Genomic DNA, 18,501 nt, shown 5'->3' on the forward strand with positions numbered 1-18,501 from the left:
GGTACCTTGTATCGCATGGTAGCGGAGAAGGTCTTCACCCAGCTGCGCCGCGGAACGCTCGAGTTCTGTGTGCTCGCGTTGCTGCAGGGCGAGGAGCGCTACGGGTTCGAGCTGGTCAAGGAGCTCGGTGAGGTCGACGGGCTCGTCACCACGGAGGGGACCATCTACCCACTGCTGGCGCGACTGCGGCGGGAGGGGCTGGTGGACACCACCTGGCGCGAGTCGGGGTCGGGGCCGCCGCGGCGCTACTACAAGACAACTGACCAGGGGCGGCAGGCGCTGGCTGCGTTCACCGCGGACTGGGAGCGGTTCCGGAACTCGGTCGACACCGTACTGGGGCGAGGGAGACAGGGATGAACGTACAGAACGACGCGGACCGCTTGGTGGATGACTACCTGCTCCGGTTGCGCAAGGAGGCCGAGCCGCTGCCGGAAGGCCGGCGTACCGAGCTGGTCGCCGAGGTCACCGCACACATCGCCGAGGCCCGCGCCGAGGGAGCGGTCAGCGAGAGCGAGGTCCGCGACATGCTGGCCCGGCTGGGAAGCCCCGAGGAGATCGTCCTCGCCGCCACCGACGGCCTGGTCCTCGTAGACGAGCCGAGGCTGCGCAAGCGGGACGCGGCGGCGGTGCTGTTGCTGCCTCTCGGCGGCTTCGTCGTCTTGTTCGGCTGGGTGATCGGGGTCGTGCTGCTCTGGACCTCCGACCGCTGGACCCGCAACGAGAAGCTGATGGGCACCCTGATCTGGCCCTTCGGCTACGCCATCTTGGGCGTCCTGGTCGACCACTTCGTCCCAACGGACATGCCGTCCTGGCTGGCCTGGACCGGCTGGATCATCATCATCGTCGCCCAGACCGCAACCATCTCCATGCTGTTCAGAAACGCCCAACCCCGCCGCGGCTGACCAGCTCACTCGCGGGACCGACACTCAACGCCCTGCCGCCCCTGACAGCTGCAGGGCGTTGAGTGGGAGGGGCCGGCCGCGGGGCAGATCGCGGCCGGTCCCCGATCAGTCAGGCGTTAGGGGTAACTGGTTACCTGCGCCTTGTTGTTGGCGGAGTTGGAGGGGCCGCCGGTGTTGTTGATGACGTGGGCGATGGTGCCCTTGCCGCCGAGGGAGACCGTCACCATGCTGTGGAACTTCACGCCTGGCTTGTTCGGTACTTCGAAGGCCCGGTCCGCCACGATGCTCGGATCGTCGTTGAAGACGCAGTAGCTGCCCAGCCCCCACGCCTCGTGGGTGGTGACCGAGTCGGCCACCTTGTACGCCGCATAGCCGCGGGTCGAGCCGTTCATCCACGACCCCTGGTTCGGCGGGTCGTACGGCATCTCGTTCTGGTAGAAGTACGTCCGGCCCCCGTTCCCGTTCCAGATCGTCTGGTACTTCTGGTAGTGCTCGACGAACAACCCGTACGCCGTCACGTCGTTGCCGTTGACAACCAAACCGGTGGCCGCGGTGTTCGAGTTCCAGCCGACGCCGTAGGTGTGGTCACCACGCCACAGCCAGGTGTGGTCGATGATCACGTTGTTGCTGTTGATCCGCAGCGTCTCGGTCGCCTTGCCGACGGCCGCGCCGCCGATCCGGAAGTACACGTCGCTCAGCGAGGTCGGGTTCGCCGAGTGGTTGGCCGACGAGCCGGTCGGGCCGAGCTCCATCAGCAGCGGCGAGTTGGTCGGCGCCGCGTCGATCAGCAGGCCGGCGAGCTTCACGCCGTCGACATCGGCGACGGTGATGGAGGAGGTCCCGCTGGTCGGCATCAGCGTCGCGAGTCCGAGACCCAGTACGACGGTGTTGGCGCGGTTGATCCGCAGCGTGTCACTGAGCCGGTAGACGCCCGGGGTGAACAGCAGATCCTTGCCGGCGGCAAGCTGCGCGTTGATCGTCGCCGCGGAGTCGCCCTGCTTGGCGATGTAGAACTGGCTGATCGGCAGCGACTGGCCGGCCGGGTTGCCGCCGACCCAGCCGGGGCCGGCCGAGTTCGACTTCAGGGCCGGGACGAAGACCTGGTAGTTGCCCGCGGCATCGACGTACAGGTAGGGCTTCTCGCGGACCACCGGGGTCTGTGCGACCTTGGTGTACGGCGGGTCCGGGAAGGTACCGGCCGGTGCGTTCTGCGCGCCGACGAAGACCATGTTCCAGTTCTGGCCGGTCCAGCTGCCCCAGTTGGTGTTCCGGGAGATCCACTGCTGCTGGCTGCCGGAGCGGACCTGCCCGTCGACCAGCGTGTCGGCCATGAAGCCACCGCTGGCCCAGCCGCCGTCGTCCAGGGCGAGGTTGCCCTTGAGGTGGTTGCGCCGGTACGACGCTGCCTGCGAAACCGCCCAGCGGTCGAGCCCACCAGGCGGGGTGATGGTCAGGCCCTCGGCGCCGCGCCAGAAGTTCTGGGTCGCGTTCTGCGGCGGCATCCAATCGGCCTCGACGTGCACCGCGCCGTTGATGTTGACGCTGTCCGGCGTCAGGCCGAGGCCGGCGACCTGGGTGTAGAAGCCGACGTTCGCGCTCACGTTGTAGGTACCGGGCTTGAACAGCAGCGCGATCCGCTGCTCGCCGAACTGGTTCTGCTCCTGCTGGCTGAAGACCGAGTTGAGCTTGTTCTGGATGCTGCTCTGCGACATCGACGGGTCGAAGATCGACACGTTCGGGCCGAAGTCGGGCTGACCCGCGGGCGGGTCGGTCGGGGGAGTGCCGTCCACGGGGTTGATCCTGAACGATTGGGCAGCGGTCCCGTTGCAGGTGTACTGCTGCAGCTGGAGTCCGTCAGCGGTCGAGGCACCCGGTACGTCGAGGCACTTGCCGCTGTTGCGGTTGACGAGGTGGTACGCGCCGTCGCCTTCCTCGACCGGCAGCCACTGCTGGTTGAGCCCGTTGCTGTAGGACCACAGCTGGATCGGCGCGCCGTCAGCGGTGGAGACGTTGGTGACGTCGAGCGCCTGCGCCGCGTTGCTGAGCGCGTTGACGCGGACGTACCCGTTGGTCGTCGGCTGGAACTGCCACTGCTGGGCGTTGCTGCTGTTGCACGCCTGCTGCTGGACGGCCGTGCCGTTGGCGGTGGCGGCTCCGCGGGCGTCGACGCACTTGCTGCTGTTCTTGCTGACGACCGTGTTCCAGCCGGTCGGCGAGATGGCGGCGGTGGCGTCGGAGGAGTTCGCAACGGTCAGACCGGTTGCGACCACCGCGGCCACCAGAGCCGCGGCGATCGCGGCGAACCGGCGGGTTCGCGGGGGAAGGCGGAGTGGGGCGTCTCCTGGAGTCATCGACTCTCCTGATGCAGTTCTGGGGGGCGGGAATGCGCATTCAACCGCTGCGCTCCCTAAGGAAAGCTAACTTCCCTACTTAATTCAAGAGTCAGCCTAAGTAAGCCGGAGATCCGGAACCGCTCCCGGTACAGCTACGGCGACCTCGAACCCCAAAGCGCGACTTTGAACACCAAAGGGCGACCTTGAACAAGAAATACCTTGTCCGAGGTCGCCCTGTGGTGTCCGAGCCCACCAGTGGTGGGCTCGCCGGTCAGTTCTCCGGGGTGGGTGCGGCCGGGCTGGCCGGCGTACTGGCGGCCTGGGGTGGCAACGGCGGGAAGGGGTCGAGCGGGAGGTCGTTCGGGTCCTTCGGGTCGCCCTGGTCGGTGGGATCCGCCGGGTCGACGGGATCCGCGGGGTCGGCCGGGTCCGTGGGGTCGGCGGGGTCTGTCGGGTCCGTGGGATCCGTTGGGTCGGTGGGGTTATCGGTGGGCTTGGGCTGGGTGGCCCAGACGGCGGCCGCGGCCCGGGCGGCGTCGGGGCCGTCCATCTGCCGCTCGTAGTTCTTGATGTCGAGGGCGTACTTCTTGCCCACCTCCTCGACCTGGCGGGACAGTTGCTTCTGGACCCAGAGCGCATAGGCCTGGGTGCGGGCCTCGATGAAGTTCTTCAGTTCCTGCATCTGGGCGGGAGTCATCTCGTCCTCCGGTGAGCCGCTGGGGTTGAAGTCCCCGCGGGTGATGGCGGCGCGTGCCGCCGGTCCTGGGCAGTCGGTCGGGTCGGGGCGGATCGCGGAGTGCGGCACGATCGCCGTACCGCGGGAGTACAGCCGGCGGAAGTCGGCGACGACGGCACGGGTCGTCGCCTTCATCGCGGCCGTCGGCTGCTCGCCGGTGACGAGCACCAGCAGGATCGCGCCGTACTGCTGGTTGACGGCGACATCGCCGTTGGCGCCGGACTGCTCCCGCAGGCCGCGCAGCGTCCAGGCCCGGCCGGACTGGTCGACGGCGACCTGGTAGGCGATGTCGGACCAGCCGCGATCGTCCATGTGGAACGCCTGCCAGCCGCGCAACGCCGACGCGACCGCGGCCATGCTGTGGATGGGCGTCGTCGTACCGGTCCCGGGCCAGTGGATCGCGACGCCCCGCACCCGCGAGGCGAGCAGGTTGCCAGGCCCTGGTTTGGGCGCTCGGGCACCCCACGCGGAACGTGGGAGGTAGTCGACCATCGGGACTCCTTACAGCATGTGGCGGTGCGAGTCCCACCCCTCCGGCGACAGGGAGTGGCGGTTCCCCTACTTTCGGTGATATCCACCGTACTCCGGCTTCAAACCCTCAGGGAACCTACCCATCCACACCCCACCCAGTCGAGCACTATTGCCTCTTCGCATCGCGCAACGATCCGGTGACGGGTGTAGGACGGGCCGGCACGCCGGTGGCCTACAGACTGCAGATGAAGAGCCGCAATCCTGTCGGGGTATGGCTCGGTCTGCCGTTGATCACGCTCGGCATCTACCACCTCGTCTGGTACTACAAGATCCACGCCGAGATGGCGCAACTCGACCGCCGCCGGGTCGTCCCGGTGGCCGGCCCGATGCTGGTCCTGCTGCTGCTCAGCTGGACGTTCGTCGCGCCGCTCGTTTCGTACTTCAACACAGGCAAGCGGATCGCCAACAGCCAGCGGTCGGCCGGCATCCCGGTCACCTGCAGCCCCGGCGTCGGCCTGCTGCTGATGTTCGTCTTCGGCCTCGGAATCCTGTACTACCAGTCGGAACTGAACAAGGTCACCGCCTCGTACGGCGCAACGCCGGTCGGCGCGCAGGTGGATCTGTACGCGTAGTCAACTGACGGACAAGAAGTGCGGATGGTCAGCTGGCCAGCAAGGGGAGTAGCTGGTCGCCGATGCGGATGATTTCTTCGCGGTAGGGGGTGTCGCTGAGGATGAAGTGGGTGATGCCGAGGTCCTGGTACTTGCGGATGGCCTTGGCGACGTCCTGGGCGGAGCCGACCAGCCAGGTGGTGCCGGCGCCTCCGCCGCCGTACTTGCCGGGGGCGGTATAGAGGATGTCGTCGAGGACCTCGCCGCGGTCGGCCAGTTCGAGTAGGCGTTGCTGGCCCACTGCCTTGAAGCGGCGTTCGTCGCGGTAGGTGCTGGACTCGGCCATCTTGGCGACCTTGGCCTCGGCGTCGGCCCAGGCCTGGTCGGTGGTGTCGCGGACCAACGTGGTGATGCGCAGGCCGAATTCGAGCGGCGCGTGCTCCCGGCCCAGCTCGGCGGTCAGCCCCTTCAGCCGGTCGATGCGTTCGGCGATACCGTCCAACGGCTCGCCCCAGAAGAGTTGTACGTCGGCATCGGTGGCGGCGACGCGCTCGGCGGCGGGGGATGCGCCACCGAAGTACAGGCGAGGATGCGGTCGGCCCTCGCGGACGACCGGGCGCGTTGCGACGGTCGATCCGGTGACGGAGAAGTGCTCGCCGGTGAAGGTGACGTCCTCCTCGGTCCACAGCCGCCGCACGAGCTGCAGGAATTCGCGCGTACGCCCGTACCGCTGCGCCTGGTCGCCCTCGCTGTCCCCGTACGCCGCCAGGTTGTCCTGCCCCGACACGATGTTGACCAGCAACCGCCCACCCGACAACTGATCCAGCGTCGACGCCGCGGACGCAAAATGCGCCGGCTGCCAATACCCCGGCCGAATCGCCACCAACGGCTGAAAACTCTTCGTCCGAGCAGCCAGCGCGGTCCCGACCGTCAACGTGTCAGGCCGCCCCCATCCGGTACCAAGCAACGCCCCACCCCACCCATGCTGCTCGGTGAGCTCAGCCAGCTCGGTCAACCGATCCAAGCTGTTGTGATCCCGCACCGCATCGTCACCACGATGCCCGGGCTCGACCTGATTCGGGATGTACCACAGGGTTTCGAGGCTCATACCCAGTAAATCTATTTCAATGAACTTACTCGACTTAGGCCGTCTCATCAGGTGGTAACAACGCGACGAGCCCCACCCGGAGATCCGGATGGGGCTCGTCGAGCTACAGCTGAAACTCAGACGTCGTAGTAGAGCTCGAACTCGTGCGGGTGGGGGCGGAGGGCGATCGGGGCGATCTCGTTCTCGCGCTTGAAGTCGATCCAGGTCTCGATCAGGTCCCCGGTGAAGACGTCACCCTCGAGCAGGAACTCGTGGTCGGCCTCGAGGGAGTCGATCACGGCCGGCAGTGAGGTGGGGACCTGGTTGACCGACGCGTGCTCCTCCGGCGGCAGCTCGTACAGGTCCTTGTCGATCGGGTCCGCGGGCTCGATCTTGTTGCGGATGCCGTCCAGGCCGGCCAGCAGCTGGGCCGAGAAGGCCAGGTACGGGTTGGAGGACGGGTCGGGGCAGCGGAACTCGATCCGCTTGGCCTTCGGGTTGGACCCGGTGATCGGGATCCGGATGCAGGCCGAGCGGTTGCGCTGCGAGTACACCAGGTTGACCGGCGCCTCGAAGCCCGGCACCAGGCGGTGGTACGAGTTCACCGTCGGGTTGGTGAAGGCGAGCAGCGACGGGGCGTGCTTGAGGATGCCGCCGATGTACCAGCGGGCCATGTCGGACAGGCCGCCGTAGCCGGACTCGTCGTAGAACAGCGGGTCGCCGTTGCTCCACAGCGACTGGTGGCAGTGCATGCCCGAGCCGTTGTCACCGAAGATCGGCTTCGGCATGAAGGTCGCGGTCTTGCCGGCCTCCCAGGCGGTGTTCTTGACGATGTACTTGAACTTCATCAGGTCGTCGGCCGCGGTGAGCAGCGTGTCGAAGCGGTAGTTGATCTCCGCCTGGCCCGCGGTGCCGACCTCGTGGTGGGCCCGCTCGACGGTCAGCCCGCTGAGCTCGAGGTGCTTGGTGATGTCGTTGCGCAGGTCGGCGAAGTGGTCGACCGGCGGCGCGGGGAAGTACCCGCCCTTGTACCGCACCTTGTAGCCGCGGTTACCACCCTCTTCGACCCGGCCGGTGTTCCAGGCGCCGGCGACGGAGTCGATGTGGTAGTAGCTCTCGTTCTGCTTGGTCTCGAACCGCACGTCGTCGAAGACGTAGAACTCGGCCTCGGGCGCGAAGAAGGCGGTGTCGGCGATGCCGGTCGACTTCAGGTACTCCTGCGCCTTGCGGGCGATGTTCCGCGGGTCGCGGCTGTACGCCTCGCCCGTCAGCGGGTCGTGGACGAAGAAGTTGATGATGAGCGTCTTGTCCGCACGGAACGGGTCGAGATACGCCGTCGTCGGGTCGGGCAGCAGGGACATGTCCGACTCGTGGATCTGCTGGAAGCCCCGGATCGACGAACCGTCGAACTGGAGGCCGTCTTCGAAGACCTCCGGACCGAAGGACCCGACCGGGACGGTGAAGTGCTGCATGATGCCCGGCAGGTCACAGAACCGGACATCGATGAACACGACGCCCTCGTCCTTGACGTAGGCGAGCAGCTCCTCAGCGCTGGAAAACATACATACTCCTCGGGGTGGCTCAGAGATTCATCTGAACGTAGGCCCTGCCGATTACTCGGTCGTGACCCCAGTGTTTCGCGGATGTTACGCCCAGCGTGTCCGCGCTGACCCACTGGTAGAGGGCGGGCGGGGAGTGAGATCCTCAACCGCCGCACTAGCCTGGTCATCATGGCATCATCTGCGCAATCCGGGGCAGGACCCACCGGAGATTTCCGATATCCGGGCAATCGGCTGGGTCTGCCCGAGTCCGGTCAGGGCTCCGTCGCGGGCTGGGGCCGCCGCCTCGCCGCCCTGTTCGTCGACTGGCTGGTGGCCGGTCTGATCGCCTCCGCGGTGGTCGGCAAACCCATCTGGGCCGGGGGCAACGACTTCAACACCGCACAGCTGGTGATCTTCTTCGCCATGTCAGCGATCCTGGTCGGCCTGGCCGGATCCACCATCGGCCACCGCCTGCTGGGCCTGCGGGTGATCCGTACCACGCCCGGCGGCGAGGGCTACGCCGCCCAGGTAGGCCTGCTGGGCGGCGCGCTCCGTACTCTCCTGCTCTGCTTGGTACTTCCGGCCGTCGTCTTCGACAAGGACCACCGCGGCCTGCACGACCTGGCCGCCGGCACGATCGTCGTACGCCGCTAGCCGAACCGCTTGGTGAGCAGGATCTGTACGTCGTCGAGGTACCCGGCGCGGAAGCCTGCTTCGGAGTACGCGAGGTAGAACTCCCACATCCGGCGGAAGGTCGCGTCGAAGCCGAGGTCGGCGATGGCCGGCCAGTGTTCGATGAAGCGGTTGCGCCAGATCCGGAGCGTGCGGGCGTAGTCGAGGCCCATGTGCCGGAGTACTTCGGTCTGCAGGCCGGTGTGTTGCGCGGTGACCTGCTCGATCACGTCGACCGACGGGATCAGGCCGCCCGGGAAGATGTACTTCTGGACCCAGGTGAACGTGTTCCGGGTGGCGAGCATCCGGTCGTGCGGCATCACGATCGCCTGGATGACGGCCTTGCCGCCGGGCGCGAGCCGTCGCTCGATCGCATCGAAGTACACCGGCCAGTACTTCTCGCCGACCGCCTCGATCATCTCCACGCTGAGGACCGCGTCGAAGACCCCGATCTGGTCGCGATAGTCACGCAGCGCGACCTGGACGCGATCACTCACCCCCGCGTCGGCGATCCGGCGCTGCGCGAGCAACGCCTGCTGCGACGCGATCGTGATGGCCGTCACCCAAGCGCCACGCTGCGCGGCACGGATCGCCAGGCTCGCCCAGCCGCAGCCGATGTCGAGCACTCGCGAGCCGGAAACCACGCCGGCCGCGTCAAGGATCGCGTCGAGCTTGCGCAGCTGTGCGTTGGAGAGTTCGTCGTACGACGCCGTCGCCAGGTCCGACTCGGGTTGCTGGTCGAACAGCGCTGCCGAGTACGTCAGCGACGGATCCAGGAACTCGGAGAACATCGCGTTGCTCAGGTCGTAGTGGCGGCTGATGTTCTCCCGTGCGCCGGCCCGGTCGTTCTCCTGGTCACCAGGCTGTGACCGGGTCACCAGCCAGCGCAGCGACCCGGCCCACTTCGGTAGCAGATGGCGGTCCTGCTCGGAGCTGAACCGCTGCGCGAACGGCAGCAGCAGGTCGGCCAGGTCGGTGCCCGGCTCCGGGTCCCAGTCACCGGCCAGGTATGCCTCGCCGAAGCCGGAGCCCGCGTCGTGCCCGAGCCGGTCGAGGAACGGGCCGGTCCGGTGCACCTGCATCGCCGGACCGCCCATGCCGTAGCTGCGGTTGTCGAGCGTGATGGTGGCAGGCAGATCCCGCGCGATGAAGCGCAAGGCGGCGTGCGCGCCGGCCCGGCGTACCGGATTGGAGCGCGGGGCCGCCAGGGACGGCCACGTCTCCACCGCCGGCTCGTGCACCGCGGTGAATAGATCGGTCATCTGTCTCTACCCCTGGTTTCTCATCCCGTCCCTGGTCGCACCCTAAGGCCGATCACCGGCTTCAGGGCGCGACACGAGGCACAAGAAAGTCCTCACGCCAGGGAAACGGCCGTGGGGCCGGTTACGTTACGGTCAGCGGCTCTTCAGCGCCCTTTCATGGCCTGCCGGGCGCCCTTCATGCTGCTCGGCATCGGGCCCTTGGGCATCGGTACCTGCGGGCGGACGGCGTCGAGCGCCTTCAGCCGCTGCAGCAGGTCGGTGATCTCGGACGGCTGGAGCGCCTGCGGGAGCTTCATCACGTGCTTGGTCAGCTTGCGGATGTCGATCTCGCCCTCGCCCTTGCCCGCGACGATCTGGGTCACCGGAGCGCCACCGGCGACCCGTTGGTGCTTCTTGCCCTCGGCGGCGAGCAGGTTCTTCACCCGGCTCGCCTGGCCCTCGCCGACCAGCACGATGCCCGGCCGGCCGACCACCCGGTGCACGATGTCGGCGTTCTTGGTGACCGCGACGGCCGGCGTCACGTTCCAGCCGCGGCGCAGCGTCTGCAGCGCCGAGGCGGCCGCACCCGCCTGGCCCTCGATCTGGCTGTACGCCGCCTTCTCGACCCGGCGACCGAAGATGATGGTCGCGGCCAGGAAGCCGAGCGCGACGCCCAGCGGGATCCAGACCATCAGCGGGCCGACCAGGAGGCCGAGCACGACGAACACCGCGACGACGGCCAGGAAGATCCCGGCCAGGATCAGCCCGATCCGTGGGTCGGACTTCTTGGTCAGCTGGTACGCCGACCTGATCTGCTGGAGCCGGCCGGTCTTCTCTTCGGGTGCGTCGTTCTTGGCCATCTCTACCTTTGTCCGTGTGTTCTTGTGCGGTCTGTCCTAAGCATCCTGGGTGGCGGAGGTCATCCGCGACTCCACAGCCTGACGGTACAGCCGACCGGCCCGGTACGACGAACGCACCAGCGGACCCGACATGACGCCGGCGAAGCCGATCTCCTCGGCCTCCTCCTGCATCTCGGCGAACTCCTCCGGGCGGACCCAGCGCTCGACCGGGTGGTGCCGCACCGAGGGGCGCAGGTACTGGGTGATGGTGATGATCTCGCAGCCGGCGTCGTGCAGGTCGGTCAGCGCCTGGCTGACCTCCTCGCGCGTCTCGCCCATGCCGAGGATCAGGTTGGACTTGGTGACGAGTCCGTAGTCGCGGGCCTGGGTGATCACGTCGAGCGACCGCTCGTAGCGGAAGCCTGGCCGGATCCGGCGGAAGATCCGCGGCACGGTCTCGACGTTGTGCGCGAACACCTCCGGGCGGGACGAGAACACCTCGGCCAGCTGCTCCGGTACCGCGTTGAAGTCGGGCGCGAGCATCTCGACGCCGGTGCCCGGGTTCATCGCGTGGATCTGGCGGATGGTCTCGGCGTACAGCCAGGCGCCGCCGTCCTCGAGGTCGTCACGGGCGACGCCGGTCACGGTCGCGTAGCGCAGGCCCATCTTGACGACGGACTCGGCGACCCGGCGGGGCTCGTCGCGGTCCAGGTCCTGCGGCTTGCCGGTGTCGATCTGGCAGAAGTCACAGCGTCGGGTGCACTGGTCGCCACCGATCAGGAAGGTCGCTTCGCGGTCCTCCCAACACTCGAAGATGTTCGGGCAACCGGCCTCCTGGCACACCGTGTGGAGCTCCTCGGACTTCACCAGTTTCTGCAGCTTCTGGTACTCCGGGCCCATCTTGGCGCGCGTCTTGATCCACTCGGGTTTGCGCTCGATCGGGGTCTCCGCGTTGCGCACTTCGAGCCTGAGCAGCTTCCGTCCTTCTGGGGCGATCGTCACGCCCACCAGAGTACGCGGCGCTCCGACACGCCCGGCGGCCCCACCCGTAGGCTGGGCAACCATGTCCCCCTCACAGCCCGTACTGCGCTCCGCCACGGCGGAGGCTCAGCCGCAGCCTGTGACGAACACCACCGAGTGGCGGCGGCCCGGGCCGACCCGGCGTCAGCTCCGGCAGGACGTGTTCCTCGGGCTCGGGATGGCCGTGGCCGGCGTCATCGGCACCGACCTGGCCCGGAGTACTTCGGGGTTCCCGGTCAAGATGGGGTTCGGCGGGGTTGGGGCCTACCTGCTGAGTGCGGCCGTGGCGCTCCCACTGTGCCTGCGCCGGCGGTACCCGCTGTCCGTGCTGGTCGTCGTCTCGGTGCTGTTCTTCGTCAACGGCGAGTGGAACACGTTCGCCTTCGCCGGCAACCTGGTCACCCAGGCGACCCAGTTCATGGCGATCTACGCGGCCGTCGCGTGGGCCCGGGACCGGCGCCGGATGAAGCTGACGATGATCATCGTCTTCGTCGGCATGTTCGGCTGGCTCGGCTGGGGCTTCGTCAAGGCGCTCAACGACGACTCGATCAAGGGACCGGGCGGCGGCGTGCTCTCGCCGTACGTCTCCTTCGTCCTGATGAACTTCGCGCTGAACGTCCTCTACTTCTTCGGCGCGTACTTCTGGGGCCGGACCGCGTGGGGCGTCGCCCGGCAGCGGCACGAGCTCGAGCAGCAGGCCGTCGAGCTGGCCACCCAGCAGCAGGCGAACGCGCGGCGGGCAGTGATCGACGAGCGGCTGCGGATCTCGCGGGAGTTGCACGATGTGGTCGCGCACCACATCAGCAGCATCGGAGTACAGGCCGGCGGCGCTCGGCGGGTGATGGACTCGGATCCGGACGCGGCCAAGAACGCGTTGAGCGTGATCGAGAACTCCAGCCGGACCGCGGTCAACGAGATGCGCCAGTTGCTCGGCATGCTGCGCGCGGCGGATCCGGACCTGGACGACGATCTCGGCGTACCGGCTGGGAAGGCTCCGCAGGCCGGTGCGGACCGGTTGCCCGCGCTGGTCTCGACGGCGAACGTCGAGGGGCTGTCGGTCGGCTTCCATCAGATCGGCCAGCCCGTGAAGTTGCCGGAGACCGTCTCGGTGTCGGTCTACCGGATCGCGCAGGAGGCGCTGACCAACGTCCGGCGGCACTCGACCGCCCGGAGCGCGCACGTGACGTTGCGCTATCTCGCCGACACCGCGGTCGAGGTCGAGGTGATCGACGACGGCCGGCCGAAGCATGCGCCGGTCGGCAGCCGGCTGGGTCATGTCGGCATCCGTGAGAGGGTCAGCCTGCTCGGCGGCGAGAGCGAGATCGGCCCCCGTCCGGTGGGTGGCTTCCGGGTCCGCGCGCGGATCCCGCTGCAGCCCAGCTCCGTCCCCAAGCCGGCAGAACAGCCTGAAGGAGAAGTACAAGCATGACTGAGGCCGGTACGCCGATGCGCGTCCTGCTCGTCGACGACCAGGACCTGGTCCGGGCGGGCTTCCGGATGATCCTGTCCGTCGAGCCCGACATCGAGGTGGTGGGGGAGGCCTCCGACGGCGAGAAGGCGGTCGAGCTCGCCCTCGAGCTGCGGCCCGATGTCGTGCTGATGGACGTCCAGATGCCCGGCCTCGACGGCATCGCCGCGACCCAGCGGATCGTCTCCGCCGACGCCGGCAAGGTGATCATCCTCACCACCTTCGACCGCGACGACTACCTCTTCGAGTCCTTGGGTGCGGGCGCGAGCGGCTTCCTCCTGAAGAACACCGCCCCCGAAGACCTGGTCGAAGCCATCCAGGTAGTCCACTCCGGCCATGCGCTCCTGGCCCCGGAGGTGACCCGCCGGGTGATCAAGCGATTCACCGGCGGCGGCGAACGCGTCTACCGCCCCGACCTGGTCGCCGACCTCACCGAACGCGAGCGCGAGGTCCTAGGCCTGATCGCCCGAGGCCTCACCAACACCGAAATCGCCACCTCCCTCTTCGTCGGCGAAGCCACCGTGAAGACCCACGTCTCCCGAGTCCTGCTCAAACTAGGCCTCCGCGACCGAGTCCAGGCCGTCGTCTTCGCCTACGAATGCGGCCTCGTAATCCCAGGCGACGAGCACTGAGCGTCAGCCCTGTGGGGCGGCTCGTCCCCCGTGGGGATGAGGTGGGTGATCACACTGCGGGGCGACGTGCTGCGGGGTGGTGAATCGTTAGCGTGGTGACTACTCCTGGTGATGGAGTGGATCGGGTGGATGCCTGGTTCAGGGGGCCGGAGTAGTAGAGGAACGGTGAACGGGATGCTGAGCGTTGCTGGGTTGACCCGGCGGTTCGGTGAGCACCTGGCGCTCGACGACGTCAGCTTCGACGTACTACCGGGTCGGATGACCGGGTTCGTCGGGGCCAACGGAGCCGGCAAGACGACGACGATGCGGATCATTCTGGGGGTGCTGGCGCCCAGCGGTGGCGTGGTGACCTGGAACGGCGAGCCGTTGTCGGGCGGGGTACGCCGCGACTTCGGGTACATGCCCGAAGAGCGAGGGCTGTACCCGAAGATGAAGATCCGCGAGCAGTTGATCTTCTTCGGCCGGCTGCACGGACTCGGGTCGCGTGCCGGCGAGCGGGCCGACAAGCTGCTGTCCCGGCTCGGGCTGACCGAGCGGGCGGGGGACACCCTGGAGACGCTGTCCCTGGGCAATCAGCAGCGGGTGCAGATCGCGGCTGCCTTGATCCACGAGCCGATCGCGTTGGTGATGGACGAGCCCTTCAGCGGCCTAGACCCGCTGGCCGTCGACGCCATGGTTGATCTGCTGCGCGAAGAGGTCACTCCGGAGGTACCGGTGCTGTTCTCCAGCCACCAGCTGGAGCTGGTCGAGCGGCTCTGCGACGACCTCGTGGTGTTGTCCCGGGGCAAGGTGGTTGCCGCGGGCCCCGTCTCCGAACTGGCTGCCGGGCCGACTATGACGTACCGGCTGGTCGTCGGTGGGGATGCGGGCTGGCTGCGCGATGTACCGGGGATCAAGGTGCGCGATGTCGCCGGTGCGACGGCGCTCTTCGATGTCGGGTCCGATGACGATGGGGGCCTTGTGCAACAAATTCTGCAGCAGGCGATGGGCCGTGGGCCGGTGCTCGAGTTCGCGCCCGAGCGGCAGGCGCTGAGCGACGTCTTCCGGGAGGCGACCCGATGAACAACGAGACCCTGCAGCGCCCGTGGCAGCTGGTGGCCGAGCGCGAGATCAGTACCAAGCTCCGCGACAAGACCTTCATCGGCTCGACCGCGTTCATGCTGTTCGTGGTGCTGGCCGCGACCATCATCCCGGCGCTGATCTCGGGGATGGGTGGCAAGGACAAGATCGCCGTACTCGACGATTCCGGCGCCAAGATCGTCGCTGTCGCGGATGCGATCAAGGGCGGCGACAGCTACGAAGCCACCCGTACTACGGACGTCGCGTCGGCTGAGAAGCTCGTGAAGGACGGTGACGTGAAGGCCGCGTTGCTGCCGGGCAAGGACGGGTACGAAGTACTGGGGAAACAGCGCGTCGACTCCGAGCTGCAGAACAACCTGCGCGAGGCGACCGTCAACCTCGGGATGGAACAGAATGCGGGCCGGGTCGGCCTGACGCCCGAGCAGTTGCGGGCCGGGACGCAGGTACAGGAGCGGTTGCTCGATCCGGGGCCGTTGCCTGAAGTCGTGGCCGGCTTCGTCAACATCGGGCTGGCGCTGATCTTCTACATCACCGCGCTGAGTTTCGGGATGATGATCGCGCAGAGCGTCGTCCAGGAGAAGGAGAGCCGGGTGGTCGAGATCCTCGCCGCCGCGATCCCGATCCGGGCGCTGCTGTGGGGCAAGGTGATCGGCAACACGGTGCTCGCGCTCGGGCAGATCGTGGTGATCGCGGTCGCGTCGCTGATCGGGCTGATGGTGACCGGCCAGGCGGACATCCTCAAGGTGATCGCGCCGGTGGCCGGCTGGTTCGTGGTGTTCTTCGTACTCGGCTTCGTCGCGCTGGCGGGGTTGTGGGCGGTCGCCGGGTCGCTGGCGACGCGGCAGGAGGATCTCGGCTCGACCACGTTGCCGGGGCAGATGATCCTGATGATCCCGTTCTTCTTCTCCGCCTTCGCGGGCGCCGAGGCCAAGACGGTTGCCTCGTTCGTCCCGATCGCCTCGTCGATGTCGATGCCGGGGCGGATGCTGACCGAGCACGTGCCGCTGTGGCAACCGCTGGCGGCGATCGCGATCCTGGTGGTGACGACGGTGCTGATCATCCGGCTCGGCGCTCGGCTGTACGAGCGGACGCTGCTCCAGACCGGGCGGAAACTCGGTTACCGAGAGGCGATCTCGCTGAAGTCATCCTGACTTATCGTGATAATCGGGCTGGCGTTACAGGAATTTAGTGGCCTGTGACGCAATCGCAACACGTGACGACTGTGTACCTGCGCGTGAAGTGGACTACGGTCACAACGCATGAACGTCGAGCTGCGCCACCTGCGGGTGGTGGTCCTGGTGGCAGAAGCGGGGTCCGTCGGTCGGGCCGCCCGCTGGCTCAAGGTGAGCCAGCCGAGCCTGACCGCGCAGCTCAAGCGGATCGAGTCGGCGTTCGGCGGTGAGCTGTTCGAGCGCTCCCGCACGGGTGTCACACCGACCGCACTGGGCCGGTACGCCGTGGATCGGGCGCGGGCGATCCTGGTGGATGTGGACCACTTGTCCGCGACGGTGTCGGCGATGACGGCGGTGGAGTCGAGCGCGGTGCGGCTCGGTGGGTTCCCGACGGCGCCGATGTCGGGGATCGCGAGCCGGCTGCGCGATCACGGTGAGATCGAGCAGGTGAGTATCGAGGTCGAATGGGCCACCAGCGTGCTGCTCCAGCAGTTGGAGAGTGGGCGGTTGGACTTCGCGTTGCTTCGTGAGTTCCCGGGATTCGAACTGCGGTTGCCCGGCGGGGTCGAGGCTTGCACGATTGTTGAGTCGGAGTCGGCTTACGTAGTACTGGCGGCTGATCATCCGACGGCGGTGGCGACTCGGCATCGGTCCGAGATCGACCTGGCCGAGCTGGCGGACGAGGAGTGGATCGGGGAGCCGCCGGACGACAGCGGGTTCCATGTGTTGTTCCGGGCGGCTTGTGAGCAGGCCGGGTTCCAGCCGCGGGTCGAGCATCACTCGGTGGACACGTCGGTGCTGATGGGGTTCGTGACTAGTGGTCAGGGCGTGGCGTTGATTTCGCCTACGTCGTACCGGATGTTGTCGTCCGACGTCACCACGCGGCCGTTGGCGGGGGATCCGATCCACCGGCGGCTGATGCTTGCCTGGAGCACCGAATCTCCGCGGGCGCAGATGGCGGCGGACGTGTGCCAGATGGCGATCCACGCGTATGACGAGGCGTTTGCCGAACATGCGCGGTGGGGGCAGCACCAACGCATGCACGTCGCCTGACAAACGAAAGAGCCTCCGCCGGTGGCGGAGGCTCTTCTGTTTGTTCTGCTAGCTCCTGAACTGGCCGGGGAGCTCCATCCGCTGCGTGGTGTGTTCCGGCGGGTTGTCGAACGATCCGACGAAGAACTCACCGGTGTCATCCACGTCCGGCGGATCCATCCGCTCCCGGTACTGCTGCCCCATCTCTTCCTTCCGCAACTGAGCCCGCGGCGCCTCAACCCGCGGCGCCTCGGCCTGCGGAGCTTCGGCCTGCGACGCCTCCGCGTGCGGGGCCGCAGCCTTGGGTGCCGCCGGGCGTGCGATCGGCATCGGCTGTGTCGGCTCGCCACCGTCGTCCGCCTGCGAAGGCGCACCCTGCGGTCCACCAATCTGCGGCGCGGCAGCAACGGCCCCGCCGGCAACCCGCGGCGCGACAGGCTTAGGAGCCTCCGGCTCGGGCACCGGCACCGGCTGAGCAGCGGTCTCCTCAACCTGCGACACAGGCTCCTCAACCGGCGCTTGCTGCGTGGGAGCTTCTTCAACCGGCAGGTGCTGCGGCGCGGCCTCCGCGACCGCTTCCCGCTGTGCGGGGGCTTCTTCTGCCGGTACGTGCTGCGTGGCAGCTTCTGCCGGTACGTACTGCGTGGGTGCTTCTGCAACCGGTACTTGCTGCGTGGAGGCGTCTTCTGCGGCTACCTGCTGGGTGGGAGCGTCGTGGGTGCTGACTGCTTGGGTGGCGACCTCGTCCGGTGCCTCTTCGGCCTCCGGCTCGGGGTGCTCCTCGGCCGGCACGTGCTGCGTGGCTGCCTCTTCCGCCGGTACGTGCTGGGCGGCAGCGTCTTCCGGGGCCGGTGCCTCGTCGGAGCCGTCGGCAACTGCGTTCTCGCCGGTGGGGACCATCACGGTCTCGTCGGCGTCCGTGGGGACGAGTCTCGTGTCGTCGCGATCGTCGTCGTACTCCATCGGAGCCTCGGAGCGGGAGAACTGCGCCGTCTGCTCGTCCGCCTGACTCCGCGGCCTGAACGGTGCCGGCTCCTCCTCGAACAGGTCGTCGTAGTTGCTGTTCCCGAAGTTGTTCCCGAACCGGTCGTCCGGCTGGTAGTCGCCCTCGGCAACCGCATACGCCGCCGGCTGCGGTGGTACCGGCATCTGCTGCGCCTGCACCGCGGCCTCCTGCTCACGCTGCCGGCGGTCCGCCTCGACCCGCTCGCGCTTGCGCCGTTGCACCGACCGCACGATCGACTGGATCCCGAAGATCAGCGAGATCACCGCAAGAATCGGCACCACACCGTTCCCCGTGTACTGCTTGACCCCATCGATCATCCCCGTGGTCACCCCGGGAACGTCGTTGAGGAAGTTCGTCATCCGGTTGGGGATCCAGTGCACGGTGTAGATCATCGCGCCGAAGGTCAGCGCCGCCCCGAGCGCCGCGGCGCCGGAGAAGTACGACACCACGGCCCAGAAGATCAGCGCACCGATGCCGTAGGCAAGCGCCATCTCCTTCGCGTTCAGCTTGATACCGCCGTCCGCCGCGAGGACGCCGAACATGGCCGGCCCGACGAGCGCTACCGCGATGCCAAGGAGGAAGCCGAGAAATTTGGACACATCCCCACCGTAGCGACGTTTACGCTCCGCACAGCGCAGACACTTCGCTCAATCTTTAC

At 67.6% G+C, this 18,501-nt stretch carries 17 protein-coding genes; 9 read left to right on the plus strand and 8 right to left on the minus strand.

The window, feature by feature from the left end; all coding sequences use genetic code 11:
• Window positions 1-15 precede the first annotated feature (15 nt).
• Entirely contained in the window at window positions 16-357 is a 342-nt protein-coding gene (locus OHA70_RS26460) for a PadR family transcriptional regulator (protein ID WP_328322236.1), read from the plus strand.
• Window positions 354-902 carry an HAAS signaling domain-containing protein gene (locus OHA70_RS26465; protein ID WP_328322238.1) on the plus strand — a complete coding sequence of 183 codons (549 nt, stop codon included), beginning with the start codon at window positions 354-356 and terminating at the stop codon, window positions 900-902. Before OHA70_RS26460 ends, OHA70_RS26465 begins: the two co-directional genes overlap by 4 nt.
• Window positions 903-1,018: 116 nt before the next feature.
• On the opposite strand, the gene OHA70_RS26470 is transcribed toward OHA70_RS26465, so the two are convergent.
• Window positions 1,019-3,253: an RICIN domain-containing protein gene (locus tag OHA70_RS26470; protein WP_328322240.1), complete on the minus strand. Its 2,235-nt coding sequence runs from the start codon at window positions 3,251-3,253 to the stop codon at window positions 1,019-1,021.
• Window positions 3,254-3,506: 253 nt separating this feature from the next.
• Entirely contained in the window at window positions 3,507-4,463 is a 957-nt protein-coding gene (locus tag OHA70_RS26475; RefSeq protein ID WP_328322242.1) for a peptidoglycan recognition protein family protein, read from the minus strand.
• A 224-nt stretch (window positions 4,464-4,687) separates the two neighbouring features.
• Here OHA70_RS26475 and OHA70_RS26480 point away from each other — a divergent pair, with 224 nt between their 5' ends.
• Window positions 4,688-5,074, plus strand: a complete 387-nt coding sequence (locus OHA70_RS26480; protein ID WP_328322244.1) for a DUF4234 domain-containing protein — start codon at window positions 4,688-4,690, stop codon at window positions 5,072-5,074.
• 28 nt (window positions 5,075-5,102) lie between these two features.
• Here the strand turns inward: OHA70_RS26480 and OHA70_RS26485 are convergent, their stop codons facing one another.
• Both OHA70_RS26485 and glnA read right to left on the minus strand, forming a co-directional pair.
• Complete coding sequence (locus OHA70_RS26485; protein WP_328322246.1) at window positions 5,103-6,161, minus strand: LLM class flavin-dependent oxidoreductase; 1,059 nt, start codon at window positions 6,159-6,161, stop codon at window positions 5,103-5,105.
• Between the two features lie 116 nt (window positions 6,162-6,277).
• On the minus strand, window positions 6,278-7,702 hold the full coding sequence (glnA, locus tag OHA70_RS26490) for a type I glutamate--ammonia ligase (protein ID WP_328322248.1): 1,425 nt from the start codon (window positions 7,700-7,702) through the stop codon (window positions 6,278-6,280).
• Window positions 7,703-7,870: 168 nt separating this feature from the next.
• On the opposite strand from glnA, the gene OHA70_RS26495 reads away from it, so the two are divergent.
• Window positions 7,871-8,335, plus strand: coding sequence for an RDD family protein (locus OHA70_RS26495; protein ID WP_328322250.1), 465 nt, complete (start codon window positions 7,871-7,873; stop codon window positions 8,333-8,335).
• Here OHA70_RS26495 and OHA70_RS26500 read toward each other — a convergent pair.
• The 3 genes from OHA70_RS26500 to lipA form a co-directional block, all read right to left on the minus strand.
• Window positions 8,332-9,615 (minus strand): cyclopropane-fatty-acyl-phospholipid synthase family protein, encoded by a 1,284-nt coding sequence (locus OHA70_RS26500; protein ID WP_328322252.1) that lies wholly within the window; start codon window positions 9,613-9,615, stop codon window positions 8,332-8,334. The genes OHA70_RS26495 and OHA70_RS26500 overlap by 4 nt on opposite strands.
• Window positions 9,616-9,758: 143 nt before the next feature.
• Complete coding sequence (locus tag OHA70_RS26505; RefSeq protein ID WP_328322254.1) at window positions 9,759-10,454, minus strand: DUF4191 domain-containing protein; 696 nt, start codon at window positions 10,452-10,454, stop codon at window positions 9,759-9,761.
• Window positions 10,455-10,490: 36 nt separating this feature from the next.
• Window positions 10,491-11,435 carry a lipoyl synthase gene (gene lipA, locus OHA70_RS26510; RefSeq protein WP_328322256.1) on the minus strand — a complete coding sequence of 315 codons (945 nt, stop codon included), beginning with the start codon at window positions 11,433-11,435 and terminating at the stop codon, window positions 10,491-10,493.
• Window positions 11,436-11,496: 61 nt separating this feature from the next.
• Between lipA and OHA70_RS26515 the strand changes: the two genes are divergently transcribed.
• The 5 genes from OHA70_RS26515 (at window position 11,497) to OHA70_RS26535 (ending at window position 16,858) form a co-directional block, all read left to right on the plus strand.
• On the plus strand, window positions 11,497-12,882 hold the full coding sequence (locus tag OHA70_RS26515; RefSeq protein WP_328322258.1) for a sensor histidine kinase: 1,386 nt from the start codon (window positions 11,497-11,499) through the stop codon (window positions 12,880-12,882).
• The gene (locus tag OHA70_RS26520; protein ID WP_328322260.1) at window positions 12,879-13,553 is read left to right on the plus strand and encodes a response regulator transcription factor; all 675 of its coding nucleotides are present in this window, start codon (window positions 12,879-12,881) and stop codon (window positions 13,551-13,553) included. Before OHA70_RS26515 ends, OHA70_RS26520 begins: the two co-directional genes overlap by 4 nt.
• A 129-nt stretch (window positions 13,554-13,682) precedes the next feature.
• Complete coding sequence (locus OHA70_RS26525) at window positions 13,683-14,615, plus strand: ABC transporter ATP-binding protein (RefSeq protein WP_328322263.1); 933 nt, start codon at window positions 13,683-13,685, stop codon at window positions 14,613-14,615.
• Window positions 14,612-15,784, plus strand: coding sequence for an ABC transporter permease (locus OHA70_RS26530; RefSeq protein WP_328322265.1), 1,173 nt, complete (start codon window positions 14,612-14,614; stop codon window positions 15,782-15,784). The genes OHA70_RS26525 and OHA70_RS26530 overlap by 4 nt, the downstream gene beginning before the upstream one ends.
• 108 nt (window positions 15,785-15,892) lie before the next feature.
• Window positions 15,893-16,858, plus strand: a complete 966-nt coding sequence (locus OHA70_RS26535) for a LysR family transcriptional regulator (RefSeq protein WP_328322267.1) — start codon at window positions 15,893-15,895, stop codon at window positions 16,856-16,858.
• A gap of 48 nt (window positions 16,859-16,906) precedes the next feature.
• Here OHA70_RS26535 and OHA70_RS26540 read toward each other — a convergent pair whose 3' ends face one another.
• Entirely contained in the window at window positions 16,907-18,442 is a 1,536-nt protein-coding gene (locus tag OHA70_RS26540) for a hypothetical protein (RefSeq protein ID WP_328322269.1), read from the minus strand.
• Window positions 18,443-18,501 lie beyond the last annotated feature (59 nt).

The organism is Kribbella sp. NBC_00382 (genome assembly GCF_036067295.1).
Lineage (GTDB): Bacteria > Actinomycetota > Actinomycetes > Propionibacteriales > Kribbellaceae > Kribbella.

Bases quoted from the DNA above. Each gene is read 5' to 3' on its own strand.
- OHA70_RS26460 (WP_328322236.1), top strand. From the start codon at position 16: ATGGTAGCGGAGAAGGTCTTCACCCAGCTGCGCCGCGGAACGCTCGAG.
- OHA70_RS26465 (WP_328322238.1), top strand. From the start codon at position 354: ATGAACGTACAGAACGACGCGGACCGCTTGGTGGATGACTACCTGCTC.
- OHA70_RS26470 (WP_328322240.1), bottom strand. From the start codon at position 3,253: ATGACTCCAGGAGACGCCCCACTCCGCCTTCCCCCGCGAACCCGCCGG.
- OHA70_RS26475 (WP_328322242.1), bottom strand. From the start codon at position 4,463: ATGGTCGACTACCTCCCACGTTCCGCGTGGGGTGCCCGAGCGCCCAAA.
- OHA70_RS26480 (WP_328322244.1), top strand. From the start codon at position 4,688: ATGAAGAGCCGCAATCCTGTCGGGGTATGGCTCGGTCTGCCGTTGATC.
- OHA70_RS26485 (WP_328322246.1), bottom strand. From the start codon at position 6,161: ATGAGCCTCGAAACCCTGTGGTACATCCCGAATCAGGTCGAGCCCGGG.
- glnA (WP_328322248.1), bottom strand. From the start codon at position 7,702: ATGTTTTCCAGCGCTGAGGAGCTGCTCGCCTACGTCAAGGACGAGGGC.
- OHA70_RS26495 (WP_328322250.1), top strand. From the start codon at position 7,871: ATGGCATCATCTGCGCAATCCGGGGCAGGACCCACCGGAGATTTCCGA.
- OHA70_RS26500 (WP_328322252.1), bottom strand. From the start codon at position 9,615: ATGACCGATCTATTCACCGCGGTGCACGAGCCGGCGGTGGAGACGTGG.
- OHA70_RS26505 (WP_328322254.1), bottom strand. From the start codon at position 10,454: ATGGCCAAGAACGACGCACCCGAAGAGAAGACCGGCCGGCTCCAGCAG.
- OHA70_RS26515 (WP_328322258.1), top strand. From the start codon at position 11,497: ATGTCCCCCTCACAGCCCGTACTGCGCTCCGCCACGGCGGAGGCTCAG.
- OHA70_RS26520 (WP_328322260.1), top strand. From the start codon at position 12,879: ATGACTGAGGCCGGTACGCCGATGCGCGTCCTGCTCGTCGACGACCAG.
- OHA70_RS26525 (WP_328322263.1), top strand. From the start codon at position 13,683: ATGCCTGGTTCAGGGGGCCGGAGTAGTAGAGGAACGGTGAACGGGATG.
- OHA70_RS26530 (WP_328322265.1), top strand. From the start codon at position 14,612: ATGAACAACGAGACCCTGCAGCGCCCGTGGCAGCTGGTGGCCGAGCGC.
- OHA70_RS26535 (WP_328322267.1), top strand. From the start codon at position 15,893: ATGAACGTCGAGCTGCGCCACCTGCGGGTGGTGGTCCTGGTGGCAGAA.